The 26,988-nt window shown below is 57.6% G+C and carries 26 protein-coding genes; 9 read left to right on the top strand and 17 right to left on the bottom strand.

Annotation, left to right across the window (positions count from 1 at the left end):
- Nucleotides 1-57: 57 nt before the first annotated feature.
- The 9 genes from M8318_RS09420 to rbsK form a co-directional block, all read right to left on the bottom strand.
- Nucleotides 58-510: a DUF1198 domain-containing protein gene (locus M8318_RS09420; RefSeq protein ID WP_106995594.1), complete on the bottom strand. Its 453-nt coding sequence runs from the start codon at nucleotides 508-510 to the stop codon at nucleotides 58-60.
- A gap of 164 nt (nucleotides 511-674) precedes the next feature.
- Entirely contained in the window at nucleotides 675-1,679 is a 1,005-nt protein-coding gene (locus tag M8318_RS09415; protein WP_262662187.1) for an alpha/beta fold hydrolase, read from the bottom strand.
- A gap of 163 nt (nucleotides 1,680-1,842) precedes the next feature.
- Nucleotides 1,843-3,234 carry a hexose-6-phosphate:phosphate antiporter gene (gene uhpT / locus M8318_RS09410; protein ID WP_262662186.1) on the bottom strand — a complete coding sequence of 464 codons (1,392 nt, stop codon included), beginning with the start codon at nucleotides 3,232-3,234 and terminating at the stop codon, nucleotides 1,843-1,845.
- 143 nt (nucleotides 3,235-3,377) lie between these two features.
- Nucleotides 3,378-4,697 carry an MFS transporter gene (gene uhpC, locus M8318_RS09405; protein ID WP_262662184.1) on the bottom strand — a complete coding sequence of 440 codons (1,320 nt, stop codon included), beginning with the start codon at nucleotides 4,695-4,697 and terminating at the stop codon, nucleotides 3,378-3,380.
- Nucleotides 4,690-6,195 carry a signal transduction histidine-protein kinase/phosphatase UhpB gene (uhpB, locus tag M8318_RS09400; RefSeq protein ID WP_106995590.1) on the bottom strand — a complete coding sequence of 502 codons (1,506 nt, stop codon included), beginning with the start codon at nucleotides 6,193-6,195 and terminating at the stop codon, nucleotides 4,690-4,692. The genes uhpC and uhpB overlap by 8 nt, the downstream gene beginning before the upstream one ends.
- Nucleotides 6,195-6,785: a transcriptional regulator UhpA gene (gene uhpA / locus M8318_RS09395; RefSeq protein ID WP_106995589.1), complete on the bottom strand. Its 591-nt coding sequence runs from the start codon at nucleotides 6,783-6,785 to the stop codon at nucleotides 6,195-6,197. The genes uhpB and uhpA overlap by 1 nt, the downstream gene beginning before the upstream one ends.
- Nucleotides 6,786-6,868: 83 nt before the next feature.
- Nucleotides 6,869-7,879: an aldose 1-epimerase family protein gene (locus tag M8318_RS09390; RefSeq protein WP_262662181.1), complete on the bottom strand. Its 1,011-nt coding sequence runs from the start codon at nucleotides 7,877-7,879 to the stop codon at nucleotides 6,869-6,871.
- Nucleotides 7,880-7,890: 11 nt separating this feature from the next.
- Entirely contained in the window at nucleotides 7,891-9,207 is a 1,317-nt protein-coding gene (fucP, locus tag M8318_RS09385) for an L-fucose:H+ symporter permease (RefSeq protein ID WP_106995587.1), read from the bottom strand.
- Nucleotides 9,208-9,236: 29 nt separating this feature from the next.
- The gene (gene rbsK / locus M8318_RS09380; protein ID WP_262662179.1) at nucleotides 9,237-10,157 is read right to left on the bottom strand and encodes a ribokinase; all 921 of its coding nucleotides are present in this window, start codon (nucleotides 10,155-10,157) and stop codon (nucleotides 9,237-9,239) included.
- Nucleotides 10,158-10,479: 322 nt separating this feature from the next.
- On the opposite strand from rbsK, the gene M8318_RS09375 reads away from it, so the two are divergent.
- Nucleotides 10,480-11,271, top strand: a complete 792-nt coding sequence (locus M8318_RS09375) for a DeoR family transcriptional regulator (protein ID WP_262662178.1) — start codon at nucleotides 10,480-10,482, stop codon at nucleotides 11,269-11,271.
- Between the two features lies 1 nt (nucleotide 11,272).
- Here M8318_RS09375 and ilvN read toward each other — a convergent pair whose 3' ends face one another.
- The 3 genes from ilvN to ivbL form a co-directional block, all read right to left on the bottom strand.
- Entirely contained in the window at nucleotides 11,273-11,560 is a 288-nt protein-coding gene (gene ilvN, locus M8318_RS09370; RefSeq protein WP_039032259.1) for an acetolactate synthase small subunit, read from the bottom strand.
- A gap of 3 nt (nucleotides 11,561-11,563) precedes the next feature.
- Nucleotides 11,564-13,252 (bottom strand): acetolactate synthase large subunit, encoded by a 1,689-nt coding sequence (ilvB, locus tag M8318_RS09365; RefSeq protein ID WP_262662177.1) that lies wholly within the window; start codon nucleotides 13,250-13,252, stop codon nucleotides 11,564-11,566.
- 100 nt (nucleotides 13,253-13,352) lie between these two features.
- Complete coding sequence (gene ivbL, locus M8318_RS09360) at nucleotides 13,353-13,451, bottom strand: ilvB operon leader peptide IvbL (RefSeq protein ID WP_106995583.1); 99 nt, start codon at nucleotides 13,449-13,451, stop codon at nucleotides 13,353-13,355.
- 523 nt (nucleotides 13,452-13,974) lie between these two features.
- On the opposite strand from ivbL, the gene tisB reads away from it, so the two are divergent.
- From tisB to dsdA, 5 genes are all read left to right on the top strand, one after another.
- Complete coding sequence (tisB, locus tag M8318_RS09355; protein WP_039032257.1) at nucleotides 13,975-14,064, top strand: type I toxin-antitoxin system toxin TisB; 90 nt, start codon at nucleotides 13,975-13,977, stop codon at nucleotides 14,062-14,064.
- 64 nt (nucleotides 14,065-14,128) lie between these two features.
- Nucleotides 14,129-14,575: a GNAT family N-acetyltransferase gene (locus M8318_RS09350; RefSeq protein WP_262662176.1), complete on the top strand. Its 447-nt coding sequence runs from the start codon at nucleotides 14,129-14,131 to the stop codon at nucleotides 14,573-14,575.
- Between the two features lie 62 nt (nucleotides 14,576-14,637).
- Nucleotides 14,638-15,471, top strand: coding sequence for a DMT family transporter (locus M8318_RS09345; RefSeq protein WP_262662175.1), 834 nt, complete (start codon nucleotides 14,638-14,640; stop codon nucleotides 15,469-15,471).
- Nucleotides 15,472-15,646: 175 nt separating this feature from the next.
- Complete coding sequence (gene emrD, locus M8318_RS09340) at nucleotides 15,647-16,831, top strand: multidrug efflux MFS transporter EmrD (RefSeq protein ID WP_156262599.1); 1,185 nt, start codon at nucleotides 15,647-15,649, stop codon at nucleotides 16,829-16,831.
- Nucleotides 16,832-16,892: 61 nt separating this feature from the next.
- Nucleotides 16,893-18,191 (top strand): D-serine ammonia-lyase, encoded by a 1,299-nt coding sequence (gene dsdA / locus M8318_RS09335; protein WP_262662173.1) that lies wholly within the window; start codon nucleotides 16,893-16,895, stop codon nucleotides 18,189-18,191.
- Here dsdA and M8318_RS09330 read toward each other — a convergent pair.
- The 4 genes from M8318_RS09330 to M8318_RS09315 form a co-directional block, all read right to left on the bottom strand.
- On the bottom strand, nucleotides 18,188-19,300 hold the full coding sequence (locus M8318_RS09330; protein ID WP_262662172.1) for an anaerobic sulfatase maturase: 1,113 nt from the start codon (nucleotides 19,298-19,300) through the stop codon (nucleotides 18,188-18,190). The two genes, dsdA and M8318_RS09330, sit on opposite strands and share 4 nt — an antisense overlap.
- A complete protein-coding gene (locus M8318_RS09325) occupies nucleotides 19,297-19,659 on the bottom strand; it encodes a DUF202 domain-containing protein (protein ID WP_262662171.1) in 363 nt (120 codons plus the stop codon). Before M8318_RS09325 ends, M8318_RS09330 begins: the two co-directional genes overlap by 4 nt.
- Nucleotides 19,649-19,996, bottom strand: coding sequence for a YidH family protein (locus M8318_RS09320; protein WP_106995577.1), 348 nt, complete (start codon nucleotides 19,994-19,996; stop codon nucleotides 19,649-19,651). The genes M8318_RS09325 and M8318_RS09320 overlap by 11 nt, the downstream gene beginning before the upstream one ends.
- Before the next feature lie 181 nt (nucleotides 19,997-20,177).
- On the bottom strand, nucleotides 20,178-21,593 hold the full coding sequence (locus tag M8318_RS09315; RefSeq protein ID WP_262662169.1) for an aryl-sulfate sulfotransferase: 1,416 nt from the start codon (nucleotides 21,591-21,593) through the stop codon (nucleotides 20,178-20,180).
- Nucleotides 21,594-22,067: 474 nt separating this feature from the next.
- Here M8318_RS09315 and M8318_RS09310 point away from each other — a divergent pair, with 474 nt between their 5' ends.
- Genes M8318_RS09310 through M8318_RS09300 form a run of 3 tightly spaced genes read left to right on the top strand, consistent with a single transcriptional unit; the run spans nucleotide 22,068 to nucleotide 25,239 of the window.
- Nucleotides 22,068-23,393 (top strand): PTS sugar transporter subunit IIC, encoded by a 1,326-nt coding sequence (locus M8318_RS09310; RefSeq protein ID WP_262662168.1) that lies wholly within the window; start codon nucleotides 22,068-22,070, stop codon nucleotides 23,391-23,393.
- Nucleotides 23,394-23,421: 28 nt separating this feature from the next.
- Nucleotides 23,422-23,745 (top strand): PTS sugar transporter subunit IIB, encoded by a 324-nt coding sequence (locus tag M8318_RS09305; protein ID WP_262662167.1) that lies wholly within the window; start codon nucleotides 23,422-23,424, stop codon nucleotides 23,743-23,745.
- 9 nt (nucleotides 23,746-23,754) lie between these two features.
- On the top strand, nucleotides 23,755-25,239 hold the full coding sequence (locus M8318_RS09300) for a sulfatase (RefSeq protein WP_262662166.1): 1,485 nt from the start codon (nucleotides 23,755-23,757) through the stop codon (nucleotides 25,237-25,239).
- Here M8318_RS09300 and M8318_RS09295 read toward each other — a convergent pair.
- Nucleotides 25,236-26,897 (bottom strand): putative transporter, encoded by a 1,662-nt coding sequence (locus M8318_RS09295; protein WP_262662165.1) that lies wholly within the window; start codon nucleotides 26,895-26,897, stop codon nucleotides 25,236-25,238. The genes M8318_RS09300 and M8318_RS09295 overlap by 4 nt on opposite strands.
- Nucleotides 26,898-26,988: the final 91 nt, after the last annotated feature.

Below are 26,988 nucleotides of genomic sequence, written 5' to 3'. Positions count from 1 at the left end.
GCTTGCACCGGCCTACGGGTTTTGTAGCCCCGGTAAGCGAAGCGCCACCGGGGAATATCAATGCAGGAAGAAGACCCCCTCTTCCGGCAGGAAGAGCTGGTTATAGCGTAGCTGGAAAGCGTTAAACTCGTACGGATCGGGCTCCATATCGCGCATAAAGCCGAGCGCCATGCGGATCTGGGCATCGGTGATCGGCGCGGCGAGACGCGCCTTGCGCAGCAGGCGATACCAGCTCAGCAGGTTGTTTTCACTGCTGTCGACAATGCACACCTGCCAGATCAGCAGCACCTGAGCGGCATTTTGCAGATGCGCTTCGTCCGGGCGCTCCAGATAGCGGATAAACTCATTGCCGGCGCTTTTGCCAAACTGGTCGATCATCGATTCCACGGGAACCGGAGTGATGCCCAGACGCTCGCTGAGACGACGAATCGCGCGCCGGGGTCCCGACGTCATGACGCGAAAGCCCACCACAAATACCACCGCCAGCGTAGCCAGCATTATCCAGACCATGAACTCTCCTTACGGTTAGCCGAGCATGATATCGGGAAATGGTGTGTATCGACAGCAGGCAACGTCGGATTAATGAACGGAGAAACAGTGGATCGGGGTCATGAAAAAAGATATCCGCCCGGGGAAGGTATCCGGGCGAATATTGGCGTGCGGTTAAAGATCCGTCAGCGTGCCTGCAGCCCTTTCAATAGCGCATCATGGAAACGCTGCGGGTCCTGCATCTGCGGCGCGTGGCCCATGTCGTTAAACTCCACCAGCGTGGCGTGCGGAATACGCTTTGCCGTCTCCTGGCCCAGCACCGCGTAGTTGCCGAGCGTTTTGCGGATCTCCGGCGGGGCGAGATCTTTCCCGATGGCGGTGTTGTCCTTCGTGCCGATCATCAATAATACCGGCATCTTCAGCTCGCTAAATTCATAGAAAACCGGCTGGGTGTAGATCATGTCGTAGAGCAGCGCCGAATTCCACGCCACACGCTCTTTGCCCGGCCCGTTATTCAGCCCGGCGAGCATGGTGACCCAGCGCTCGTACTCCGGCTTCCACTCTCCGGCGTAGTAGGTATTTTTCTCGTACTCGCGGATCCCGTCGGCGCTGACTTTCAGCTCACGCTGATACCACTGGTCGACGGTGATATGCGGTACGCCGCGCGCTTTCCAGTCCTCAAGACCAATCGGGTTCACCATCACCAGCTGCTCCACCTGCTGCGGCCACATCAGCGCGTAGCGGGTTGCCAGCATGCCGCCAGTGGAGTGCCCAATCACCGTGACGCGATCGATACCCAGCTCTTTCAGCAACGCGTGAGTATTGTCCGCCAGCTGCTGGAAGCTGTACTGATACTGTTCAGGCTTGGTAGATTTGCAAAAGCCAATCTGATCGGGGGCCACCACGCGATAACCGCTGTCGGCGAGGGCCCGGATGGTACCTTCCCAGGTTCCGGCGCAGAAGTTTTTACCGTGCATCAGCACCACGGTGCGGCCGTTGGCTTTTTCTGGCTTCACGTCCAGATAAGCCATATCCAGCGACTGCTTTTGCGAGGTAAAGGTGAAGTGTTTCACCGGCCAGGGGTAGTCAAAGCCTTCCAGCTTCTCGCCGTAGGTGGGGGTATCGGCAGCTATCGCGGGTGAGGCCAGCGCCACCAGCAGCGCAAGGCAGGACAATCGTCGGGTCAACATGCAAGCTCTCCGTTAGCAAAAGGGGCTAAGGCTGCGCGAAAGGCGGCAGCGAAATAACACTGTAGAGCATGGCGCGAAGCGGGTGTGTAAAGCGGGGTAAGGTAATCGGGGTACAAATGTAAAAAAGCCCGGCATCACGCCGGGCAAAACGTCACCTACACACTCAGGCTGCTTTCAATCGTTGCACGCGTTTTTCGCGGCGAATTTTGCGCTCCTCCAGCACCGCGACCATCGCCATCAGTACGATACAGCCGATAGCTGCGGCATCCAGCGCCGCGAAGGTGCCTGCCCAGCCGGTCAAGCCGAAGATCGGCGTGCCGTCGGCGATCATTCCCAGACCGAGCTTGGCGAAGCTGTCGCCGATCAGGTAGGCGAAGGTGCCCTTAATCCCATCGGCAGCGCCGATCGCTTTTTTCGGCACGAAGCCTACTGCGGCCACGCCGATCAGCAGCTGGGGACCAAACACCAGGAAGCCGAGGGCGAACAGGGAAGCGAGATAGACATACTGGTTGCTGGCGTGCTGGTAAACGCCCAGCGTGGCGATAATCAGCGCCAGCGCCACGCAGGCCACCAGCGCCCGACGGCCGTTGGCAAGATCGGAGAGCCAGCCCCACAGCAGAGTGCCGACCAGGGCACCCACTTCAAACAGGGTGAAGCCCTGAATCGCCACCTCTTTGGAAAGTTTCAGCTCCTGGAAAGCGTATACGGTAGACCACTGGTCGATACCGATCCGCACCACGTACAGGAAGATGTTGGAGAAGCAGAGCAGCCAGATGACTTTGTTTTTCAGCACGTACTCAACGAAGATCTGCCATTTGGTCATCTCGTTCTCTTCGGTCTCTTTGTCCTCCTCGCTGATCTCCTCGTCAAACAGCTCTTCGGCTTTACCCAGACCGTAGGATTCCGGGGAGTCGCTGCCGTAGCGCAGGCCGATAAAGCCGACGATCAGGGCGATAATCGACGGGAAGATAAACATGCCGATCACATGGCCGTCGAACAACACGTTGGCACCAAACAGCGCCACCCCTGCCGCACCCGCCCCGCCGAGGTTGTGGGAGATATTCCACATCCCGAGATACGATCCACGCTTACGGCGCGGGGTCCATTTGGTGATGGTGGAGTAGCTGCACGACCCGCCGGTACTCTGGAAGAAACCGCTCAGGGCGTAGAAGGCGATCATCATAAACAGGCTGACCGAGCCCGTGCCCATGCTGGCGCTGAAGCCGAGCATACAGATGGCGGAGAGGATCAGCATAAACGGCAGAAACTGCTTGGTATTTTTGCCGTCGGCATAATAGGAAACCAGGGTTTTACCCACCCCGTAGGTGATGGAGAAACCGAGGCCAATCATCCCCAGCTGGGTCATGCTCAGCCCGTAGGTGGAGATCATGTCGTTCTGGGCGATGTTAAAGTTCTTGCGGATCAGATACATGGTCAGGTAGCCGATAAAGACTACCAGATAGGACTGCATGAAGGGTTTGAACCACATTTTGCGCCGCACATCGAGCGGCAGATCCAGGGTCGGCTTGCGCACCTGGTTGAGGAAGGCCAGCATGGTTTGCTCCTGAGCTGATTTTTTATACCTGCGAATGGCAGGCATTGTAAAAATCAGTCGGGAGCAACGCCTGAGACAGCGTCCAGGTGAAACCGGGAAAATATCTTAGTTTTGCCCCACTCGCGGCGAAAAGGTGAGGCGCATCACGCTTCGCTCACCTCACGCGGCGCCTGGGCGTTGAGGAACGGCAGCAGCAGCAGGGCCGAAATCCCCGCCGCGATGGCGATCACCGCAAAGAACCCGCTCCAGTGCCAGGTGTCGATCACCCGCGCCAGCGGCCAGCCGGAGAGCGATGCCCCGAGGTAGGCAAACAGCCCGACAAAGCCCGTCGCCGCGCCTGCCGCGTCCTTGTGCGAGCACTCCGCTGCCGCCATGCCGATCAGCATCTGCGGGCCAAAGACAAAGAAGCCGGTGGTGAAGAAGCAGGCCGCCTGCATCACGTAGCTGGCAAAGGGCATCAGCCACAGGGAGCCGACCGAGAGCAAAATCCCGGCGGCGAAGATCAGATTCATCGGCCCGCGGTTGCCGTTGAACAGCTTGTCCGACCCCCAGCCCGCCACCAGCGCGCCAATAAACCCGCCCAGCTCAAACATCGATACCGCCGAGTTGGCGGTCACCAGATCCACGCCGAGCGTCTCGGACATATACAGGTTGCCCCAGTCGTTGATCGCCGCCCGCACCACGTAGACCAGCACGTAGCAGAGTGACAGCAGCCAGATCCAGGGGTTTTGCAGCACGTATCTGGTGAGGATCTCTTTGCGGGTCAGCCCGGCGCCCTCCTGCTGCTGGGCGATCTCCAGCGCGTCATGCCGCCAGTCACCCACCGCAGGCAGCCCCACGGTTTGCGGTCGATCGCGCAGCCGCCAGCATAAAAACAGCCCGGCAACAATAGCCAGACTCCCGGCAATCATCATCCCCGCACGCCAGCCGTAGTGCAGCGCCGCCGCGCCCACTACCATCGGGATCAGCGCTCCGCCGACGTTGTGCGCCGTATTCCATATCGCCCACCAGCCGCCGCGCTCGTTGCGCGAGTACCAGGCCGTGAGCAGGCGGGCGCAAACCGGCGCGCCCCAGCCCTGGAAAAAGGCGTTCAGCGCCCACAGCAGGGCAAAGGCCCACAGCGAGGTCGAAAAGCCGAACAGGATGTTCACTACCCCGGTGGCGATCAGCCCGATGCCCATAAAATAGCGGGCGTTGGAGCGGTCGCTGACGATGCCGGAGAAAAACTTCGACAGGCCGTAGGTGATGTAAAACAACGTCGCCAGCAGGCCGATATCGGTGCGGGTCATTACTCCGCTGGCGAGGATCTCCGGTGCGGCGGCGTTAAAGCTTTTGCGGGTGAAATAGAACAGCGCGTAGCCGAGCCAGATGGTGATCAGGATGTGGCGACGCCAGTAGCGATAGCGAGCGTCGATCTCGGCTTTGTCACCGATCGGGGCGGCGTTAGCGGGCGTTTTAAACATGATGTGTCCTTAGCGGCAAACTGACGCTGACGCGGGTGCCGTGGGTGCAGGAGATGGCCAGCGTGCCGCCAAGGGCCGTGACGCGCTCGCGCATCCCCGCCAGGCCAAAGCCCTGCTGGCCGGAGCCGGGCGGCAGGCCGCAGCCGTCGTCTTCGATCACCAGCATCAGGCGTTCATCCTGCTGCCAGCCCTGCAGCGTCACCGCGCTGGCGCTGGCGTGCTTCACGACATTATTCAGCCCCTCCTGACAGACGCGGAACAGGGTAACGCGCTGGCCTTCGCTCAGCGCCGTCTCGTCGATATGCCAGTCGAGATGGCTGACGATGCCGCGGCTCTCCAGCTCCATCTCGCGCATCAGGGAGCGTACCGCCTGCACCAGGGTCAGATCGTCCAGCTGGCGCGGACGCAGTCTGCCGAGCAGTCGGCGCACCGAATCGTACACCCCCAGCGAGAGCTGTTCGATATGCGCCCCGCCCTGCTTCACGCCCGCGTTGTCCGGGGCCAGACGCTGGACAATGCCCGCCTGGGTGCGGATAGCGGTGATGGTCTGACCGATATCGTCGTGCAGCTCGCGGGCCACCTCGCGGCGGACATGCTCTTCGGTCTCCAGCAGGCGCTCGGCGAGACGGCGATTGCGCGCCAGCTCGGTTTGCAGGGACTGGTTCAGCTCGCGCAGGCGCTGGATGCCCGCCCCGAGCAGCAGCCCAGTCAGGCTCTGGGCCAGCAGAGAGAGGAGCAGATCCACCGGGTGATCGTGCCAGGTCTGGCTGGCGATCAGCGCGATAGCGTTCATCAGGGTCGCGATCAGCGCCCCCTGCCAGCCGTAGTGCCAGGCCAGGGCGATAATCGGCAGCGCCAGACAGAACGGGGTAAAGCGCGACAGCTCGGCGGGGAGGCCAAGCTGCAGCCACAAGCTCACCACAAACAGCAGCAGATACCAGATGAGATGTCGGGCGCGCCAGTTCACCGGCTGGGAGACCAGCGCCGGGCCCAGCGGTTGCCAGACGGTGCTGGTGAGGTAGTGCCAGATCACCAGGCATGTAGGTGCCAGCGTCAGGCCGCCGGTCAGGGTCAGCAGCAGGGCGTTAAGCATCTCCTTCTCGCCCACCCACGGCAGGGATTGCAGCAGCGCGGCGGCAATCAGCGCCGCCCCCTGGCGCAGGAGGGTGCGCCAGTCGCGCTGGTGACGATAGCGGGAGATCAGCGCCACGGAGATCAGCGTCAGCACGCTTCCGGTCATCAATAAGGGCAGATGGGCCAGCGCCACTTCCTGCGCCAGCCAGACCAGCATCAGCCATTCGGCTCCGAGCAGAACCGGCCAGTAGCCGCGCGGGCACTGCAGCATCAGCCCCAGCCGCAGGCCAAAGGGGAACAGCAGCACCGCCAGCTCCGGGCGCTCCACCAGGTGCAGGCTGATGCTCCACAGGCAGAACCACGCGGCGGAGAAGATAAAGAAGCTGGCGACCACCGCCACCAGCCGGGAGAAAAGCGTCTGCATTACCAGCCGTCAAACATGCGGCGAGCCAGCTCAACGTCGTTGCTGACGCCGAGTTTTTCCATCAGGTTAGCGCGATGAACATGGACGGTTTTCGGCGACAGGCCAAGCTCAACGGCGATCTCCTTCACCGCCATCCCCTGGGCCAGCTTTTCCGCCACCTGGCGTTCACGTCGGGTGAGCGGATCCTGGCGTCCGGCTGCCAGCTTGATGGCGATATCCGGCGTCAGGTAGCAACCGCCGGTGGCGACGGTGCGCACGGCGGCAATCAGTTCGTCCGGGCTACAGCGTTTGGAGAGGAATCCGCGTGCGCCCGCGTTCAGCGCCTGCTCCACCAGCGCCGGGCTGTCGTGGACCGAAAGCATAATGGTCGCCATCCCCTTCGGCAGCTGGCTCAGCAGCTCCAGCCCGGAGAGATCCGGCATCGAGATATCGCAGATACAGACCTGTACCCCGCGCCCCGGTAGACCGGCCAGCGCTTCGCGACCGGAGCCGAACTCGGCCACTACCTGAAAATCGGGCTCCAGGCTCAGCAGCTGGGCAAATCCGGAGCGGACGATAAGGTGATCGTCGATAAGGGCGATGGTGGTCATGGTGAGATCCTGGCGGGATTAAAAAAACGCGCTTACCTTAGCGGCAAGCGCGTTGCTGTTCAAGCTATGAACGATTTACAGCGTCAGAGGATGCCGGTGGTCACCGTAAAACTGCGCGTTTGCGCCGGAGCCAGCGAAACCAGGCTGCCGCTGCGCTCTGCCGCCAGGAACCCTTCCGGACGGCAGGTGGCCGGGAGCACAAAGGCCGCCACCTGCTGATCGCCGTTGTAGAGGATCCAGCGGGTGGCGTAGTTCAGCTCGGCACTGGCGAAACGGGTAATGAACGTGACGCCATCGGGCGCAATCATGCGGAATTCCGGGCTGTCGGTGTAGCGATCGAGCTGGTCGGCGAAAAAGACAATTTCCGGATCGTAGAATTGTGGTTCCGAGAGGGTGTTCAGCGTCGCTTCGCCCTGCTGCAGACGTCGGTTGAACGCCAGCCACTGTTCGGTCGGCTTCACGTGGGCCGGTATCGACTCACGCAGCTGAATGGCCTCATCCGGTACGTTCTGGCTGAAGGTCGCGCCTTCCACGTAGGCATAGTTCATGTGGCACATGTACTGAAGCGGCATCGGCACCGTCGCCAGATTGGTCACCGACATGGCGATATCAAACAGGGCGCTCTCTTTATGCAGCGTCACCGTCGGCTGGGCCTGATAATGATGACCGAATCCCATCACATATTCGTAGCGTCCGGCCATCCGCAGACTGTCGCCATCCAGCTCCAGCCAGGCGTCGTCCATCGGTGCGCAGGGCATTTCGCCGTGCAGCGGATGGGTATCTTCCGGCGACGGGCAGCCGTTAGCCAGCAGCCCGGAGTGGAAGGCGAAGCAGCCATAGGTCTCGACCACCTCTTTTGCCGCTTTTGGCTGGCTGAACATATTGCGCATCGTCAGGTCACGACCATCGAACTCCGCATCCCAGATCATCTGCCCCAGCCAGGGCAGGATCACCAGGTGACCGCGGCTGTTTTGCACCCGCAGCCCCTCCACGCCGCTGGCGTAGCGAAACGCCGTCACCGTGAAGTCATCATTTTTCAGTAAAGCACGCGGCTGTTCGGTAAAGAGCGCGCGCCACAGGGGAAGTTTCGTCATGGTGTTCCTCCTCAGGAAGCGGTGGCTTCGGTCAGGTTGCGGCGCACTTTGCTCTCACGCCAGAAGTAGACGCCCACGTAGACAAAGCACAGCATTGAGACCAGGAACGAGGCCTGTAACGAATGGAACAGGTCAGCAACATAGCCCTGCACCGCAGGCACCACTGCCGCACCGACAATCGCCATCACGATCACCGCCCCTGCCATCTCGGTATGCTCGTTGTCCACGGTGTCCAGGGTGCCGGCATAGATGGTGGCCCAGCAAGGTCCGAACAGAATGCTCACCAGCACCGCCGCATACACCGCACTGAAGCTCGGGGCCAGTGCAACGTAGACCAGCAGCAGCGCCCCGATCACCGAATAGAGGATCAGCACTTTTTCCGGGTTGAAGCGGGTCATCAGGATGTTGGCGACAAACTTGCCGATGAAGAAGCAGATGAAGCTGTAGACCATAAAGTTAGAGGCATCACGCTCGTTGATGTCTCCCAGCTCCAGCGCCAGTCGAATGGTGAATGACCACACCGCCACCTGCATCCCAACATAAAGGAACTGGGCCACAATACCGCGACGGAAGCGGGCGTTGCCGGCCAGGTAGCGCAGGGTATCCATCGCCGACGGGCGTTTATGCTGCGGCGTTGCCGCCACTTTACAGGTCGGGAAGCGGGTCAGCAGGAACAGCACCATCACCACAACCAGCACCATAATCATGTACTTGTAGGGTTCGAGGGTGTTATCCAGCATCAGGATTTTAAAGTTATGGATCTGCTCGGCGTTCATCCCGGCCATCTGCTTCTCAAGACTGTCGCCTTCGGAGAAGACCAGATATTTACCCAGCAAAATCCCAGCAACCGCGCCGATCGGATAGAAGGTCTGGCTGACGTTCAGACGCAGGGTGGCGTAGGCTTTCGGGCCAATCATTGAGCTGTAGGTATTGGCCGCCGTTTCGAGGAAGCTCAGACCAATGGCGATGGCAAAGATCGCCGCCAGGAACATGGTGTAGGTTGCCATGTGCGACGCGGGGAAAAAGAGCGTACAGCCCACGATATAGAGCGTTAATCCGATTAAGATCGCCACTTTATAACTGGTTTTTTTAATCACCAGCGAGGCCGGAATAGCAATAAGGAAATAACCGCCATAAAACGCACTTTGCACCAGCGCTGAGGCAAAATTACTGAGTGCAAAGACGCTTTTAAACTGCGTAATTAAAATATCATTTAAAGCAGCAGCGCATCCCCATAACGGGAATAAGCAGGATAACAAAATAAACTGGAACAGAGGGGTTTTATTCAGATAGCCGTCAGGCATCTGAATGATGTTTTTATCGTTCATAGTGCTACCTTTTATTTCGCAGGGTTTTATTATTCGTTCAATGCCAGATACTCATTGAATTGTTCAATGCTGGGGTAAGACGACTGGGTACCTTTTCCGGTGACGCTGAAGGCGGCAAACAGAGCGGCTTTTTTCATGGCGGCTTCAACATCGCCGCTCTGGACGTAGTAATGGGCGAAGCAGCCGATAAAGGCATCACCGGCCCCGCTGGTATCGATGGCATTCACTTTAATTGCCGGAACCGTGACTTCCCGGTCGCGCGTCATCCACAGGGCACCTTTTTCACCCATGGTGACAATAATATTATTCAGCCCTTTATCCACCAGCGATCGCGCCGCGAGGCAGATATTTTCGTAGGTATTGACCGGCATGCCGGTCAGAATTTCCAATTCGGTTTCATTCGGCACAAAGAAATCACATTTGCAGGCATAAGACATATCTAATTCACGCAGTGCCGGAGCCGGGTTTAATAACACCTGAATACCGTGCTTTTTACCAAACTCAATAGCGTGATAAACCGTTTCGAGCTGCACTTCGAGCTGCAGAACAATAAGCTGACACTTTTTCAGATCGTCTGCCGCGCGATCGATATCTTCCGGTGAGAGGAATTTATTGGCGCCCTTCACAATCAGAATGCTGTTGCTGGAGTTGGCGTTAACAAAGATCGGTGCCACGCCGCTGCTGGTGCACGGCACTTTTTCCACATAGGTGGTGTTGATGCCCCAGGACTCCAGATTGCGGATGGTGTTATCGGCAAAAATATCGTCACCGACTTTGGTTAGCATCATCACCTTCGAATTGAGCTTGGCCGCCGCCACCGCCTGATTCGCGCCTTTGCCGCCACAGCCAATTTTAAACGCCGGGGCTTCGAGGGTTTCGCCCTCTTTCGGCATCTGAGTAATGTAGGTGATGAGATCCACCATGTTGGAGCCGATAACCGCGATATCCATGTTTACTACCTCTCTGAAACAATCACACAACAATGATATTATCGTAACATTATCATGTTATTTTCGTATCATTTGTGACTGCGATCGCGATTAGCGGATCCGCCACGCTGTTTACTGTTTGAGCATTACGCAGCGGTAAAAGTGTGATGGAACAGCGAAATTTTGAAATATAGTTATTAATTACAGTTATTTGAATGGTAAACGCAGTTTGAGAAGTGACTTTTCTTTCCTGCCGGGCGGCAGTATAGTATGGCGCAACAAGAATGTTCCTGACGCATCATAAATGTGGTTTAAGGAACATCACACGGTACGGAGAGGGTGAATGGAGACGAAGCAAAAAGAACGAATCCGGCGTCTGGTTGAGCTATTAAAGAAAACCGACCGCATCCACCTGAAAGATGCTGCCAGGATGCTTGAAGTCTCCGTTATGACCATCCGTCGCGATCTCAGCCCGGATAACCATGATACCGTGCTCCCCCTGACCCTACTGGGCGGCTATATCGTGATGGTCAATAAACCGGCCACCGCGCCTGCAACACCGGTGGTGCGCAGCCAGACTCACCATCCCGACGACCTGCCCATCGCCATACTGGCGGCCGGCATGGTGGCGGAAAACGATCTGGTCTTTTTCGATAACGGCCCGGAAATGCCGCTGGTGATTAGCATGATCCCCGACGACGTCACCTTCACCGGCATCTGCTATTCACATCGCGTGTTTATGGCGCTCAATGAGAAGCCCAACGCCACCGCCATTCTGTGTGGGGGCACCTATCGGGCTAAAAGCGATGCGTTTTACGACACCAGCAATCCTTCGGTGCTGGACTCCCTGAACCCACGCAAGGTGTTTATCTCCGCCAGCGGCGTGCATGAGCACTACGGCGTGACCTGGTTTAACCTCGACGACCTGGCCACCAAGCGCAAAGCGATGCAGCACGGCATCCGCAAAATTCTGCTGGCCCGCTACGCCCTGTTTGATGAAGTGGCCCCCGCCAGCGTCGGGCCGCTGTCGGCCTTTGATGTACTGATCAGCGACCGCCCGCTTCCGTCAGACTATCCGGCCCACTGCCGGAACGGCTTTGTGAAGATCATTACCCCGGACGCCGCCGGGGAGTAATTTACTCGAAGAACACCGCAATTTTGTTAAACATGGTCGGATCGGACTGGTTACGCACCACTTTCACCACGTCCTCCAGCTTGTCGATCTGGGCCATCATCTGCTCCAGGCGCTGATCGTCATTCACCAGCAGCCAGATGCGGCTGTGCTCGCTCCCCTGAATCGGCAGACAGAGAATGCCTTCCACGTTGAACGCCCGGCGGGCAAACAGCCCGCAGACGTGCGTCATGACCCCGGGATGGTTGCGGACAGTAAGCTCGAGGATGACGTTATCGTTTTGTTTTTGCATGGCTTATTCCCCCACCATTTCAGTATTGGCCGCACCCGGCGGGACCATCGGATAGACTTTTTGCTGTGGATCGATACGGACGTGGATCAGCGCCGGGCCAGGGCGTGAGATCGCCGCCTGCAGCGCGGCCTGCGCATCCTCTTCGGCATTCAGATCGCAGGTGTGCAGGCCAAAACCGGCAGCAATCTGCATAAAGTTAATCATCCCCGGATAGGTGGCGGCAAAAACGCCCTGCTTGTAGAAGAGGCTCTGCTGCTGATGCACCAGGCCCAGCGCTTCGTTGTTCATCAGGATGATTTTCACATCCAGCTGATTTTCCGCCGCGGTGGCCATCTCCTGAATGTTCATCATCAGGCTGCCGTCGCCGGAGAAGCAGATCACCTTGCGGTCCGGGTTGGCCAGCGCCGCGCCTACCGCCGCAGGCAGGCCAAAACCCATGGTCCCCAGACCGCCGGAGGTCAGCCACTGGCGCGGACGGTTCAGCGGATAGGCCTGGGCGGTCCACATCTGATGCTGGCCGACGTCGGTAGTGATAATGGCGCTGTCGTCCACGCAGGCGGCCACGGCGTTAATCAGCCCGTAGTGGCTGAGCGGATCGCCTTCGGTCGGGATGGCACCCGGGAACTCCTGCTGTAACCCGCTCACCTGCTGATGCCACGCGCTGCGCGGGGTGGCGTCGATGTGCGGCAGCAGTTGGGCCAGCACCTCGTTGACGTCGCCCTGGATCGCCACATGCGGCTGCTTGATTTTGCCCAGTTCGGCGCGGTCGATATCCACATGAATAATTTTGGCATTTGGGCAGAACTGCTCGGTTTTGCCAATCGCCCGGTCATCAAAACGTGCCCCGAGAACAATCAATAAATCAGCTTCTTGCAGAATAAAGTTGGTGCTGCGCGCGCCGTGCATCCCCAGCATCCCCAGCGACAGCGGATGCGCTTTTGGCAGCATGCCCAGCGCCATCAGGGTCATGGTGGTCGGCAGGCTGGCTTTTTCCGCCAGGGTGCGCACCGCGTCAGGGGCATCGATCACCCCGCCGCCCAGATAGAGCACCGGGCGCTGCGCGGCGTTAATCATCGCTGCCGCCTCGCGTACGCTCTCAACGCTGAATTCCGGGGATGGCGCGCGGGTGCCGGGCTCCGGCAGCACGTCGATCTCAATTTCTGCGGTCTGCACATCCTTAGGAATGTCTATCCACACCGGGCCGGGACGGCCAGACTGGGCGATACGGAACGCATCGCTGATAACCTGCGGTAATTCGCTGATATCGCGCACTAAATAGTTGTGCTTGGTGATGGGGATAGAGATGCCGTAGGTGTCCACTTCCTGGAACGCATCGGTGCCGATCATCGAGGCCGGCACCTGGCCAGTAATGCAGACTAACGGGATAGAGTCGAGACGCGCATCGGCGATGGCGGTTACCAGGTTGGTGGCGCCCGGCCCGCTACAGGCCATACAGACCGCCGGTTTGCCCTGGGTACGGGCCATGCCCTGCGCGATAAAGCCTGCGCCCTGCTCGTGACGCGCCAGCACGTGGCGGATCTGCGTGCTCTGGCTTAAAGCGTCATACAGCGGGAGTACCGTCCCGCCAGGAATACCCGCCACCGTGGTAATGCCCTGACGTTCCAGCAGATGAACGATTAACTGCGCGCCTGTAAAACGCGTCTTGTGTGATGTTGTGCCCGAACTTGCCATGCTCCAGTCCTTCTTATGGGCCGACTTTCCGGGGGGCTTTTAACGAAAAACCCCGCCGGTTTGCGCCGGCGGGGTTTGGAATCGTGTGTTGATTCAGTCCCTACGGCGCATTGCCGACGACCACCACCACACGCACGACGACCACTGCGGCTGGGTGCGCAGTTTTTAGTAGGGTCGAAGTCAGCAGGGAAGCGTTCATTAGGAACCTGTATCTGGAATCATTGAGTGGATTTATACAAGCACAGGTTTTCAGTCGTGACAACGGAATTATTTTCATCTGCCAGAAAATGCGTCAGGGATCACGTTTCGCTTGTCGGGTGATGAAAACAAAAAACCCCGCCGGAGCGAGGTTTTTTTGCAGTGTTTGCGGCTGGTGACCGCAGAGCACACTGTGTTACGTCAACGCCCGAAGTATACGCGATCGCGCGGGAACGCGCAATTTACGGCACGGATTTTGACGCCTTTGAGTATGGATCGCCCTTCACGTTTTGTCCATAAATTACTGTTCATCTATACAGTATTCATCTATGCTGAGTGTGTTCACAGGGTGTGAGGGGAGCCGCTCGTAGTACACCGGCGCAACGAAGTCCTGGCTGAAACGGGTGGTGCCGTCAGCGCCTCCACTCCCCACCTGAGCACACTGTGTTACGTCAACAAAGGTGCTGGCCACAGGCGGCGGAAAGGTACGCCAGCATCGTGCTCCTTAACCAGAGGAGACGCGTATGAGCGTAGTGGATATGGTTGTACTTATCCTCAAACTCATTGTTGCAGCACTGCAACTGCTTGATGCTGTCCTGAAATACGTTAAGTAACTCAGGTTCAAGCCGCACCAAAGAGGGGCGGGCAACCGCCCCTCTTTAATAACGAGGGAATGCTATGTTGCGTTTATTAATTGAACCTGTCACGCCGGACGAACCGGGGTATATCTCGCTAAAAACCGAGAGCACCGCGCTCAATTTCAATATGTTGCGCAGGCTGGAAGAGAATTGGGAGCGGGGTGAAAACCGCTTCAACGCCCCGGGTGAAAAGCTGCTGGGTGCTTTTCTGAACGGCAAGCTGGTCGGAATTTGCGGGCTAAACCGAGATCCGTTCAGCCAGCAGCCGCGGGCCGGTCGCATTCGCCATCTTTATATCAGCGAAAGCTGCCGTGGGCTGGGTATCGGCAGGCAGCTGCTCGCCGTGGTGATGGCCGATGCCAGCGTCTGGTTCGATTTTCTCAATACCAATGCGCCGCACACCGCCTGGACATTCTACCAGCACGCTGGCTTTACGCAGGTCGTGGATGAACCGCGCGTCACCCATCGCCTTTTTTGCGCAATCTGAGCGGCTGGCAGCATCGGAGCGTGAATGTTACAGTTGAGTGACAATTCACCACCCGATACGCCATGACGCTCTCCGTTTTCTGCATTTTACTCTTCGCCGCACTGCTGCATGCCAGCTGGAATGCCATCGTTAAAGCCGGAACGGATAAGCTCTATTCGGCGATTGGCGTCAGCGGCTCCGCTACGCTGATTGCCCTGGTGTTGCTCCCCTTCTCTCCCCAACCGGCTGCGGCCAGCTGGCCGTTTTTGATGGTCTCCTGTGCCTTACAGGTGGTGTATACCGTTCTGGTCGCGAAGACCTATCAGGTCTCCGATATGAGCCAGACCTATCCGCTGATGCGCGGCACCGCACCGCTGCTGGTGGCGCTGATCGGCACGCTGGCGCTCGGCGATCGCCTCTCATGGTTCGCGTGGTCCGGTATTGGCGTGATCTGCCTGTCGATACTGGCCATGGCGATGAACGGACGCATGCAGTCACGAAAAGGGATCTGGCTGGCGCTGCTGAATGCCTGTTTTATCGCGGGTTATACCCTGGTGGACGGCACCGGCGTGCGGCTATCCGGCACCGCGCTGGGCTATACGCTGTGGACCTTCTTTATGAACGGCTTCTGTCTGCTGAGCTGGGCGATGGTGGCACGTCGGCGCGCCGCCTCCAGCTACCTGCGTCTGCACTGGAAAAAAGGGCTGCTCGGTGGCATTGGCACCATGGGCTCTTATGGCCTGGCGCTATGGGCCATGACGCAGGCACCGCTGGCAGTGGTCGCAGCGCTGCGTGAAACCTCCATTCTCTTTGGTGCGCTGATCGCGTTTGTGCTTTTAAAAGAGAGGGTTGGGGGTCTGCGTATTGCTGCGGCGCTGGGTATTGCAGGAGGTGCCATTCTGCTACGCCTGGCCTGAATCGCTGGCAATATTAGTTGCCGATCTTGTTTACAAATCCTGCCTTTTCCCGCTTCTCCATTCATCACGGCAATGCTCAATTTGTCATTTCCCTGTGGTAGATTCCTCGCGCATTTATGGGAATGCGTAGTCACTTACTCTTCATTTATCACTTTTGGCAAAATTATTCAGCGACATGAAAAGACAGCGGAACGTTAATTTACTCTTGATGTTGGTATTGCTGGTCGCCGTCGGTCAGATGGCGCAAACCATCTATATCCCGGCCATTGCGGATATGGCGAAGGAACTCAACGTCCGTGAAGGCGCGGTGCAGAGCGTGATGGGCGCGTACCTGCTGACCTACGGCGTCTCGCAGCTGTTCTACGGCCCGCTCTCGGATCGCGTTGGCCGTCGTCCGGTGATCCTGGTCGGGATGACGATATTTATGATCGCCACGGTGATTGCCATGACCACCCACAGCCTGAGCGTGCTGATTGCCGCCAGCGCGTTGCAGGGCGTCGGTACCGGCGTCGGCGGGGTGATGGCGCGTACCCTGCCGCGCGATATGTATCAGGGCACCCAGCTGCGGCATGCCAACAGCCTGCTCAATATGGGCATCCTGGTCAGTCCGCTGCTGGCCCCGCTGATTGGCGGCCTGCTGGACACCATGTGGTCCTGGCGCGCCTGCTACGGCTTCCTGCTGGTGCTGTGCGTCATCGTCACCTTCAGCATGGCGCGCTGGATGCCGGAAACCCGACCCACGGAAGCACCGCGTACCAAACTGCTTACCAGCTATAAAATCCTCTTCGGCAACGGGGCCTTTAACTGCTACGTGCTGATGCTGGTGGGCGGCCTGGCGGGTATCGCGGTGTTCGAAGCCAGCTCTGGCGTACTGCTGGGTGCCGGGCTGGGTCTCAGTAGCATGGTGGTGAGTATTCTGTTTATTCTGCCGATCCCGGCGGCGTTTTTCGGCGCCTGGTTTGCCGGGCGGGCCAATAAACGCTTTACCACCCTGATGTGGCAGTCGGTGGTGAGCTGCCTGCTGGCGGGGCTGATGATGTGGATCCCGGGGCTATTCGGGGTGATGAACGTCTGGACCCTGCTGATCCCGGCAGCGCTGTTCTTCTTTGGCGCAGGGATGCTGTTCCCGCTGGCCACCAGCGGCGCGATGGAGCCCTTCCCTTTCCTCGCGGGGACCGCCGGGGCGCTGGTAGGAGGACTGCAAAATATCGGCTCCGGCGCGCTGGCCTGGCTCTCGGCGATGATGCCGCAAAACGGGCAGGCGAGCCTCGGGCTGCTGATGACCTTAATGGGCCTGCTGATTGTACTCTGCTGGCTGCCGCTGGCCTCCCGCGCCTCGCATCACGAGCAGGCGGTGTAAGCGGATCTTGCCCTCAGGCTGGTTTCCTGTTTTCTTAAGGGGATACGCCTGAGAGGATCCTATGACGCCAGAACATCTGAAGTTAATCGCGCAGTACCCCCTGCTCAACGACCTGATTGCCCTGCAAGAGACCACCTGGTTTAACCCGAACGCCACGACACTGGCCGACGGGTTACCCTGGGTCGGCCTGACCCAGGCGGACGTGGACGACGCCCATGCCCGCCTGGCGCGTTTTGCTCCTTATCTCGCCAAAGCCTTTCCGGAAACCGCCGCAAACCACGGCATCATTGAATCCGAGCTGGTGGCTATTCCGGCGATGCATCAGCGCTTGCAGCAGGAAACAGACGTCACAATCCCCGGCACCCTGCTGCTGAAAAAAGACAGCCATCTGCCGATCTCCGGCTCGATTAAAGCCCGCGGTGGGATCTACGAGGTGCTGACCCACGCCGAAAAACTGGCTCTCGCCGCCGGACTGCTCAGCCTCGACGACGATTACAGCATCCTGCTGGAACCGCGCTTCAAAGACTTCTTCAGCCAGTACAGCATCGCCGTGGGGTCAACCGGTAACCTCGGGATGTCCATTGGCATCATGAGCGCCCGCATCGGCTTCAAAGTGACGGTGCACATGTCCGCCGACGCCCGCGAGTGGAAGAAGGCTAGACTGCGCAGCCACGGCGTGATTGTGGTGGAGTATGAGCAGGATTACGGCGTGGCGGTGGAGCAAGGGCGCAAAGCGGCGGAAAGCGATCCGAACTGCTTCTTTATCGACGATGAAAACTCCCGCACCCTGTTCCTAGGCTATGCCGTAGCCGGCGAGCGCCTGAAAGCGCAGTTTGCCCAACAGGGCCGGGTGGTGGATGCGGAGCATCCGCTGTTTGTCTACCTGCCATGCGGCGTGGGCGGTGGCCCTGGCGGGGTGGCGTTTGGGCTGAAGCTGGCCTTTGGCGACCATGTTCACTGTATCTTTGCCGAACCGACTCACTCCCCGTGCATGCTGCTGGGGGTCTATACCGGTCTGCACGATGAGATTGCGGTGCAGGATCTGGGGATTGATAACCTCACCGCGGCGGATGGTCTGGCCGTGGGTCGCGCCTCCGGCTTTGTTGGCCGCGCCATGGAGCGCCTGCTCGACGGGTTCTATACCCTCTCCGACCAGAGCATGTACGACATGCTGGGCTGGCTGGCGCAGGAAGAGAACATTCGCCTTGAGCCGTCGGCGCTGGCGGGCATGGCCGGGCCGGTGCGCCTCGCCGCTTCCGGTCGCTATTCGCTGGAAAATGCGACCCACCTGGTGTGGGCCACTGGCGGCGGGATGGTGCCGGACGAGGAGATGGCGACGTATCTGGCGAAAGGGCGTTAACGTGCCCGGTGGCTCTGCTGGAGCAGGGCCATCAGCTCGACAGGCGAGCGGTGATGGCGGATTAAATCGCGCATCACCCGCATATGCGGGGCGGAGTGGCGGAAGAACGCCTGATACCCTGCACAGAGCACGCTTTTGCCATCCACCCGATGTTTAGGGCAGTCGCCGTTGCACAGGTGACGCATCGGGCAGGCCTGACATTCGGCAGATAAGTCTGTTTGCTTGCGCAGGCCAAAAGCGATGGCTGCCTCACTGTGATTCAGTTCTGCCAGCGGCGTCTGATGGATATTGCCCAGCCGGTACTGGGGCCAGACGTAGTGATCGCACTGGAAGAGATCGCCATTGGCCTCCAGCGCAAAGGCGTGGCCGCAGGTGACGGCAAGGGAGCACATCTGCGACGGATAGCCGCACCATACCCCCAGCGTTGAGTCGAAGAGCTGGACATAGACGCGGCCAATATCCTCCCGCACCCAGACGTCAAACACCGTCGACAGGAACGCTCCCCACTGCGCATCGCTCACCGATTCCGGATTATCGTGCTCCTGCAGGGGAAGAAACTGCAGATAAGGTGTGCCGAGCGCGCGTAGATAGCGATACAGGCGCTCCGGCTGGCGGCTGTTCTGCCGATTTACGACCGTCAGCAGGTTAAACGACACCTGATGGGCGCGCAGCTTTTCAATTGCCGTCAGCACCTTGTGATGGGTGGGATTGCCGCTGCGGCTGACGCGGTACGCATCATGCAGCGCCGCCGGACCATCCAGCGAGATCCCCACCAGCCAGCCCTCCTCGCGAAAGAACCGACACCAGGCGTCGTTAAGCAGGATCCCGTTGGTCTGAAAGGCATTGGTGATGCGTTTTCTCCCACCATAGCGGTGCTGTAGCGCCGCGACGCGGCGGAAAAAATCCAGCCCGCAGAGCGTCGGCTCCCCACCCTGCCAGGCAAACTGCACCTCCGGCCCCGGCTGGGCAGCGATATGCTGCTGGATGAAGGTCTCCAGCGTGGCATCGTCCATGATCGGCTGCTGGGGTTTATCGATATAAAAACAGTAGCGACAGTCGAGATTGCAACGTGAACTGGCCGGCTTGGCCATGACCTGACATCCTGTCATGCATAGTCCCTGATAAAAATAATGAGATGGTGAATGTGACTAGCAGCAAACAGCAATGCGAGGGAGAACACTGCGAGGGAGATCAAAAATTTAATACGCACCGGTCGGGATGCTGAAAAGTCGTACAGCGAAACGTCCATCCGGGCGCGGTTGCGGGTGTACTGCCAGAGGATCAGCGCCACCATCGCTAGCACCCCCAGGGCGACCCAGAATAGCGGGCCCGCCTGCTGCCAGTTGTACCTGACCGCCAGCACCATCAACGCCCCGTAACCAAACAGGGTGCGCAACCAGGCAAGCGACGTGCGCTCCGGCTGTAGCCCCGGATCGGCCAGGCGACGCGCTTTACGGCTATCCGCCATACAGCACCAATCCCATCACAATCACCGCCACTATCATCAGGATCAGGCTGATAAGCAGCAGGCTGTGGGTGTAAGGCAGATCTTCTTTCAGGCGCATCGCCTTTTCATTACGCAACCAGCGCAGGTAGCCGTAGATCGCCAGCCCACCAGAAAAAAGGCACAGCAGCAGCGCCAGCAGTTGGCGGATCACCGGCGTGGCAAAATCGGGCGCCAGCTGGTCAAGGCCGACACCGGCCGCCAGAAAACCCAGCGCGGTGCGGATCCATGCCAGAAAGGTACGCTCGTTGGCCAGCGAGAAGCGATAATCCGGCGCTTCGCCGAGGCGGGAAATTTTCATGACGTCTCCTGTCTGACTGTCCGGTGTACAACATTGCGGCAATAGTAACGTATCCAGGAGAGTAATTCCCACCAGCAGGATCCGGTGATGTCGGCGGTATAACGTCAGCCAGGGGAACAGCTTACAGGCATTGTAAAAGCGGCAAGTAACACGTGGTCTTATCTTGCCGCTGAGGGTGTATTTAAATTAATGAACGAAGCTCATCATAAGTGAATATTCTGCCGCGATAGCCTAAGCCGGTATCAATATCGTAAATCGATACCCCGATATTATTATCGGTATCAAAAACGAAGAAGGATTGTTCGGCTCCGAAATAGACATTGTAATACTCATTCCCGATATCAAATACCGATGATGTGAGTTCGCTGCGCTGTCCCGGGAAATGAAATTGATCGAGGCGCTGAACCGTCGAGGCGTTTAAATCGATAGCAAGAATGGTGGGTAAGGAATCCAGTTCAGCGGCGGTATAAGTTACCGGGTCCGATTCAATCGTACGGACCAGCTCATAACCCTGTTCATCTGCGCAGGAGTTATTATTGAACAGGGAGACAACGAACCTGTTTGCACCCCGCCACGCCTGATAACGGCTGTTGTGCGTAACAAAGACAGCATGCTCGCCGTTGGGATAGCTGAAATTATCTGCATCCACCACCTGCAGATTCAGGGCGCTGTTCAGCACGGGGAAGGCCGGGTTATCGATAATCCACTCTGGCTCCCCGGACTCGCTATTGAGCCCCAGCACGGTACAGCTGGACCGGGAATTGACTATCAGTTGCCTGGTCTCTGCGACATATTCCAGGCTGTTGAAATGCACGTCGTTGGTGTCGGTATTGTCCAGCACCGTGGCGCCCCTAAATTCCCGGGAGTAATCGCGCTGCCAGAGCAACGCCCCGCTGGAGATGTCGTATTTATAGAGGAAGCACTCCAGCTTTTGTTCGTCACTCCAGCCATCCAGCAAGGAGCCTAACACCCAGAGATTACCTTTCCCGTCGGTGGTGATGTCGTGATGAAAACCATACCCGGCAGGCGCGGTGTAGGATTGCGCGACCTTACCGGCGAGGTTAAAGCGATATAGCCTCGGCGCGAAGGCATGCTTGTCAGGATCCCAGGTTTCGCTGGCCAGCGCCGACCAGATCGCGTTTTCGATAATTTTCAGGTTGCCGTACATCCAGGGGAACAGACCGGTAATACGCAGATCGCCATTGATGTCATACCCATTCCACGCACTGGTGACAAACCAGCCCTGTCCTAAGGTGCTCTCTGCCATCGCGCCGTCAATAATATTGATCGTCAGTGCCAGGGGTACATCTCCATAGTCCTGCCCCTGTGTTGAGATCGATATAAGAAAGGTTTCGACGGCATTGTTCTCGGTGTAAAGATTCAAGGTGACAGTATTTAAATAATTGGCATACAAACCTACCACGGTGATTTCCGGGTTAACGCTGTATTGATCGGTGTCGTAATGAAAGCTGGCGTTCGCTGTTTTACCCTGGACGGTATAGTCAAACCTTACCGCCTCCAGACTCTCAATGGTAATTAATGCGCTGAGTTTATTTTTATCGTAGGGATTGAGTTTCACAGTATAGGTTGCGTTCATGTTTCAGTCCTTTGCTTAATGTAGAGAAAGACTTATTGAGTGGTGCAAAACTAAACCTATACCTCGACTTCAATTAAATATGCGGCTAATGCCACAAAATAAAATTACTGCTATTAATTTACTTAACAATTTCACTTAATAATTGCTATATCAATAAGTAAACTTAAAACATAGTTTATCCATATATTTAACACTCAGATAATGACGTATTCTGCATTCACAAAAGCATTTTATATATAAAACGTTTATCAATTAAGCTTTTGAATCATCAAAGCTAATACCTCATTAATTTTGCAAATGGAATCACAAAAAATCACAATTAATCTTCTAATGACCAAATTTGATTATTAAAGTGATTTCGCTTTCAAAATACCTTACCAAATAAAGTATTAGTCGTTCCGTTATTAAATAAGAAGCAACACTCAGCTGGATTTTATTCATCCGGAAGCGAATATCACGGAGGTTGACTGCATTATGTTTTCTGACTTTATTTCAGTAATACAATCTTTTCTAACCGAACCCGCTATTTTAATTGGATTGCTGGTGGGACTGGGTTATGCCCTTGATAAGAAATCGCCGATTAAAATTATTACCGGTATGGTTAGCGCCATGGTGGGATTAATGATGGTGCTCTTCGGCGGGTTTCAGTTTTCAGCCACCTTTAAACCCGTCGCCGATGCGGTGAGCAAATCTTACGGTATTCATGGTTATTTAATGGATTCCTATGCCATGAAAGCGGCAACCCAGATTGCGCTCGGGGATAATTTCGGTTTTGTCGGTTATGTGTTTGTACTGGCCTTTTTTACCAACCTGCTGCTGGTTCTGTTTGGCCGCTACACCAGGGTGAAAGGCATTTTTCTGACCGGCAACACCGGGGTGTCACACTCCCAGGCGGTGCTGTGGCTGATCGTCTTCTGGCTGGGCTTTGGCTGGGTACAGTCGATTATTATCGCCGGGATCTTAACCGGTCTGTTCTGGGCCTTTGCCACTACCCTGATTGCCAAACCGATCGCTAAAATCACCAATAATGCGGGCTTTACCATCGCCCATAACCAGATGCTGGGGATCTGGTTTTTCTCGAAATTCGCCCACCTGTTTGGCGATGCCGAGAAGCAGGATGCCGAGAACATGAAGCTGCCCGGCTGGCTGGCGATTTTTAACCATAACGTCACCTCCATCGCCATTGTAATGACCCTGTTCGTCGGCGGGTTCTTGCTGACCACCGGCATTGATAACGTTCAGGCCATGGCAAAAGGTAAGCCCTGGTATATCTACATTATTAACCTCGGCCTGCAGTTTTCCATGTATATGGTGATCCTGTTGCAGGGGGTACGCATGATGGTCGGGGAAATTAACGCCTCCTTTAAAGGCTGGCAGGATCGTTTAATTCCGGATGCGATTCCCGCCGTCGATGTCGCGGCATTACTGCCCTTCTCCCCGAATGCCGCCACCCTCGGATTTATCTTCTGTACCTTCGGCACCATATTCTCAATGGGCATTCTGCTTATTACCAACAGCCCTATTATGGTACTTCCCGGTTTTGTGCCGTTATTTTTCTCGGGTGGCCCGATTGGGGTATTAGCCAACCGACTGGGAGGTTATCGCGCCGTGATTATTTGTACTTTCCTGCTGGGGATTATTCAGACCTTCGGCACCGTATGGGCTATTCCCTTAACCGGGCTGGCAGCCGAAGGGGTGGGTTGGACCGGTATTTTCGACTGGGCGACCTTATGGCCTGCCATTTGTGAAGTACTTAAGTTTATTGCTTCCACGTTCCATCTCGGGCCTTACGCGGGCTAAATCATCTCATTGTGAAAAGGATATCGTCATGAAAGACAAAATTAATATTCTGTTTGTTTGCGGCTACGGTGTCGGCAGTAGCGTGATGTTGCAGACGGTGGTGAAAAAAGCGTTAGCGAAATATGACATTAATTTCGACATGGAGCATACCGCCGCAGGCGAGGTTGGTGGGTTTACCGACTGGGCCGATATTTACGCCATTTCGAAAAAGCTCATCGATGTGGTGAGCCTCGATCCGCGCCACGGGCAGTATCTGATCCCTATCGAAAATATTATGGACGGGGAGACCATCGGGAAGCAGATCTACGCGGTGATTGAAGAGCATTTCCCGCACCTGATTCAGGTCCGTTAAGGAGCGACGATGAAAGCGATCATTCTGCTCTTCGACAGCCTGAATAAACACTATCTGCCGCCTTACGGGGATATGATCACTCAGGCACCCAACTTCCAGCGCCTGGCGGCCCGCTGCGCCACCTTCAACAACAGCTATGTCGGCAGTATGCCCTGCATGCCCGCCCGCCGGGAACTGCACACCGGCCGGTATAATTTTTTGCACCGGGAGTGGGGGCCGCTGGAGCCATTTGACGACTCCATGCCGGAGCTACTGAAAAAAGCGGGCGTCTATACCCACCTGATCAGCGACCATCTGCATTACTGGGAGGACGGCGGCGGTAACTACCATAACCGCTACAGTTCATGGGAAATCATCCGCGGCCAGGAGGGGGATCACTGGAAAGCCAGCGTGGCCGACCCGGCGATCCCGGAGGTGCTGCGGGTGCCGCAGAAGCAAACCGGCGGTGGCGTTTCAGGGCTCTGGCGGCATGACTGGGTCAATCGCGACTACATTCAGCAGGAAGCGGATTTCCCGCAAACCCAGGTCTTTAACGCCGGGTGTGAATTCATCGACAAGAACCATCAGCAGGACAGCTGGCTTTTGCAGGTGGAAACCTTCGACCCTCACGAACCATTTTACACCACCGAGGGGTATCTCGCGTTGTATCAGGATCCCTGGGACGGGCCGCACTACGACTGGCCGCGCGGCAAGGTGGAGGAGAGCCCGGAGGCAGTAGAGCATATTCGCTGCCGCTATCGTGCCCTGGTCTCCATGTGCGATCGCAACCTGGGTCGTATTCTCGACCTGATGGACCGCCACGATTTGTGGCGCGATACGATGTTGATTGTCGGGACCGATCACGGCTTTCTGCTCGGGGAGCATGGCTGGTGGGCGAAAAACCAGATGCCCTATTACAACGAGGTGGCGAATAACCCGCTATTTATCTGGGATCCGCGCAGCGGCCATCAGGGAGTGCAGCGCGATGCGCTGGTGCAGATGATTGACTGGGCACCCACCCTGCTGGAGTACTTCAACCAGCCCATCCCGCCCGACGTTCAGGGCCGTCCGTTGGCCCGCATTCTTGAGGACGACATCCCAGTGCGTGATGCGGCGCTATTCGGGGTCTTCAGCGGCCATGTCAACGTCACGGACGGGCGCTATGTCTATATGCGCGCCGCGCTGCCCGGGCGGGAAAATGACATCGCCAACTACACCCTGATGCCGATCAAGATGAACACCCGCTTTACCCCGCAGGAGCTGGAGTCGATTGCCCTGGCACCGCCCTTCCGCTTTACCAAAGGAGTGAAAACGCTGCGTATTCCGGCGCAGGAAAAATACCCGGGGGTCAATCGCGTCGGTCATCTGCTGTTCGATTTACACACCGATCCACACCAGCAGTGCCCGATTGAGGATAAAGTCATCGAAGCGCGGATGATCGCTCTGCTGGTGCGTCTCCTGCAGGAGAGCGACGCCCCGGCAGAGCAGTTCGCCAGGCTGGGGTTAGAGGTTTAACCCATCCCCCAGAACAGCACCGCCAGCAGCTGCGGTGTGATAATGCGCATAAACATCACCAGCGGATAGACCGTGGCGTAGGAGAGCGCCGCCGCCCCGCTGGTGGCGTGCAGGTTGTTGGCAAAGGCCAGCGCCGGGGGATCGGTCATCGACCCTGCCAGCATGCCGCACAGGGTCAGGTAGTTCATCTTTGCCAACAGCCGCGCCAGAATGCCCATCGTAATCAGCGGGACGGCGGTAATGAGAATGCCATAGCCAATCCAGCTGACCCCATCGCCGCGGGTCAGCGTCCCGACGAAATCTCCCCCCGATTTCAGCCCCACCACCGCCAGAAACAGGACAATCCCCAGCTCGCGCAGGGCAAGGTTGGCGCTCGGGGGCATAAACCAGTAGAGCTTACCCACGCAGCCGATACGCCCGAGGATCAGGGCCATAATCAGCGGCCCGCCTGCCAGCCCCAGCTTGAGCGCCACCGGGAACCCCGGCACGTACAGCGGGATGGAACCGAGCAGCACCCCGAGACCGATGCCGATAAACACCGGCAGCATCTGCACCTGCTGCAGTTTTTGCTGCGCGTTGCCCACGATATTGGCCACGGCATCAATGGAGGCCGGACGCCCGACCAGGTTGAGGATATCGCCAAACTGCAGGCTGGCTTCCGGGCTGGCCACCAGCTCAACCCCGGCACGGTTCAGGCGCGAGATCACCACGTCGTAACGCTCTTTTGCCTGCAAATCACGGATTTTCTTGCCCAATACCCGTTCGTTAGTGACCACCACCCGCTCGACGCGCATATCGGTGCCGCGGGTGGAGAGCGAGGTGTCGACCTCCTGACCGATCACCAGTTGGGCGTTGTGCAGATCCACCGGCTGGCCGACGAGGTGCAGCAGGTCGCCGGTCTGGAGCACCGTCCCGGGCAGGGGCACCATCAGGGTCTGCTCGCGCTTCAGGCGGGAACAGATAATGTTGGCGCTGTTGAGGATCGGCACATCCTGGATCGCCAGATTGTTGAGGTTGGGGTTATCGACGCGGATATTGATGGTTTTAATCAGCGCCTGACCCTGGGTAAGCGTGGATTCATGCTGGCGAGCTTCTTGCTCGACGTTAACGCGAAACAGAACGCGCATCAGCCACATGGTGAGCAGAATGCCGCAGATGCCGAACGGATAGGCCATGGCGTAACTCATGCCCATCTGATCCACGATGCCGGGCTCGATACCCAGATCGCGTAGAATTTGCTGCCCGGCCCCCAGCGCGGGGGTATTGGTGACCGCCCCGGAGAAAATGCCCAGCACCACCGGCAGCGGGATGGCGAAGAGTTTATGCAGCAGGGCGGTGACCAGCCCGCCCATCACCACAATCCCCATCGCAAAAAGGTTGAGGCGCAGGCCCGAGACGCGCAGCGAGGCGAAAAAGCCGGGCCCGACCTGAATACCGATGGTGTAAACGAAGAGGATCAGGCCAAATTCCTGAATGAAGTGCAACATCTCCGCGCTAAGGGTGATGCCCAACTGGTCGGCAAAATGACCGACAAATATCCCGCCAAACAGCACCCCACCAATGCCGAACCCGACGCCGCGGATTTTGACATTGCCTATCCACAGCCCGACCACCGCAACCAATGCCAGAATACTGACCGTTAACGCTATATCACTCATGACGGCATCCCTGTGAATAACATTATTATTACCAGGGATTTTCGCAGAGCGCAGGCGGGTTGTATGGGCGATGGCGCACAAAAAAACGGAG

Origin of the sequence: Leclercia tamurae, from assembly GCF_025566055.1 — a bacterium.
GTDB lineage: Bacteria > Pseudomonadota > Gammaproteobacteria > Enterobacterales > Enterobacteriaceae > Enterobacter > Enterobacter tamurae.
This window is presented reverse-complemented; position numbering and strand designations above follow the sequence as displayed.

Excerpts from the sequence above, each read along its gene's own strand:
- fucP (WP_106995587.1), bottom strand. The coding sequence starts at position 9,207 with ATGAACGATAAAAACATCATTCAGATGCCTGACGGCTATCTGAATAAA.
- emrD (WP_156262599.1), top strand. The coding sequence starts at position 15,647 with ATGAAAAGACAGCGGAACGTTAATTTACTCTTGATGTTGGTATTGCTG.
- M8318_RS09315 (WP_262662169.1), bottom strand. The coding sequence starts at position 21,593 with ATGAACGCAACCTATACTGTGAAACTCAATCCCTACGATAAAAATAAA.
- M8318_RS09320 (WP_106995577.1), bottom strand. The coding sequence starts at position 19,996 with ATGAAAATTTCCCGCCTCGGCGAAGCGCCGGATTATCGCTTCTCGCTG.
- M8318_RS09390 (WP_262662181.1), bottom strand. The coding sequence starts at position 7,879 with ATGACGAAACTTCCCCTGTGGCGCGCGCTCTTTACCGAACAGCCGCGT.
- M8318_RS09295 (WP_262662165.1), bottom strand. The coding sequence starts at position 26,897 with ATGAGTGATATAGCGTTAACGGTCAGTATTCTGGCATTGGTTGCGGTG.
- M8318_RS09300 (WP_262662166.1), top strand. The coding sequence starts at position 23,755 with ATGAAAGCGATCATTCTGCTCTTCGACAGCCTGAATAAACACTATCTG.
- uhpB (WP_106995590.1), bottom strand. The coding sequence starts at position 6,195 with ATGCAGACGCTTTTCTCCCGGCTGGTGGCGGTGGTCGCCAGCTTCTTT.
- M8318_RS09305 (WP_262662167.1), top strand. The coding sequence starts at position 23,422 with ATGAAAGACAAAATTAATATTCTGTTTGTTTGCGGCTACGGTGTCGGC.
- M8318_RS09415 (WP_262662187.1), bottom strand. The coding sequence starts at position 1,679 with ATGTTGACCCGACGATTGTCCTGCCTTGCGCTGCTGGTGGCGCTGGCC.
- M8318_RS09375 (WP_262662178.1), top strand. The coding sequence starts at position 10,480 with ATGGAGACGAAGCAAAAAGAACGAATCCGGCGTCTGGTTGAGCTATTA.
- M8318_RS09350 (WP_262662176.1), top strand. The coding sequence starts at position 14,129 with ATGTTGCGTTTATTAATTGAACCTGTCACGCCGGACGAACCGGGGTAT.
- M8318_RS09330 (WP_262662172.1), bottom strand. The coding sequence starts at position 19,300 with ATGACAGGATGTCAGGTCATGGCCAAGCCGGCCAGTTCACGTTGCAAT.
- M8318_RS09310 (WP_262662168.1), top strand. The coding sequence starts at position 22,068 with ATGTTTTCTGACTTTATTTCAGTAATACAATCTTTTCTAACCGAACCC.
- ilvN (WP_039032259.1), bottom strand. The coding sequence starts at position 11,560 with ATGCAAAAACAAAACGATAACGTCATCCTCGAGCTTACTGTCCGCAAC.
- ilvB (WP_262662177.1), bottom strand. The coding sequence starts at position 13,252 with ATGGCAAGTTCGGGCACAACATCACACAAGACGCGTTTTACAGGCGCG.
- uhpC (WP_262662184.1), bottom strand. The coding sequence starts at position 4,697 with ATGTTTAAAACGCCCGCTAACGCCGCCCCGATCGGTGACAAAGCCGAG.
- rbsK (WP_262662179.1), bottom strand. The coding sequence starts at position 10,157 with ATGGATATCGCGGTTATCGGCTCCAACATGGTGGATCTCATCACCTAC.
- dsdA (WP_262662173.1), top strand. The coding sequence starts at position 16,893 with ATGACGCCAGAACATCTGAAGTTAATCGCGCAGTACCCCCTGCTCAAC.
- uhpT (WP_262662186.1), bottom strand. The coding sequence starts at position 3,234 with ATGCTGGCCTTCCTCAACCAGGTGCGCAAGCCGACCCTGGATCTGCCG.
- M8318_RS09345 (WP_262662175.1), top strand. The coding sequence starts at position 14,638 with ATGACGCTCTCCGTTTTCTGCATTTTACTCTTCGCCGCACTGCTGCAT.
- M8318_RS09325 (WP_262662171.1), bottom strand. The coding sequence starts at position 19,659 with ATGGCGGATAGCCGTAAAGCGCGTCGCCTGGCCGATCCGGGGCTACAG.
- M8318_RS09420 (WP_106995594.1), bottom strand. The coding sequence starts at position 510 with ATGGTCTGGATAATGCTGGCTACGCTGGCGGTGGTATTTGTGGTGGGC.
- ivbL (WP_106995583.1), bottom strand. The coding sequence starts at position 13,451 with ATGAACGCTTCCCTGCTGACTTCGACCCTACTAAAAACTGCGCACCCA.
- tisB (WP_039032257.1), top strand. The coding sequence starts at position 13,975 with ATGAGCGTAGTGGATATGGTTGTACTTATCCTCAAACTCATTGTTGCA.
- uhpA (WP_106995589.1), bottom strand. The coding sequence starts at position 6,785 with ATGACCACCATCGCCCTTATCGACGATCACCTTATCGTCCGCTCCGGA.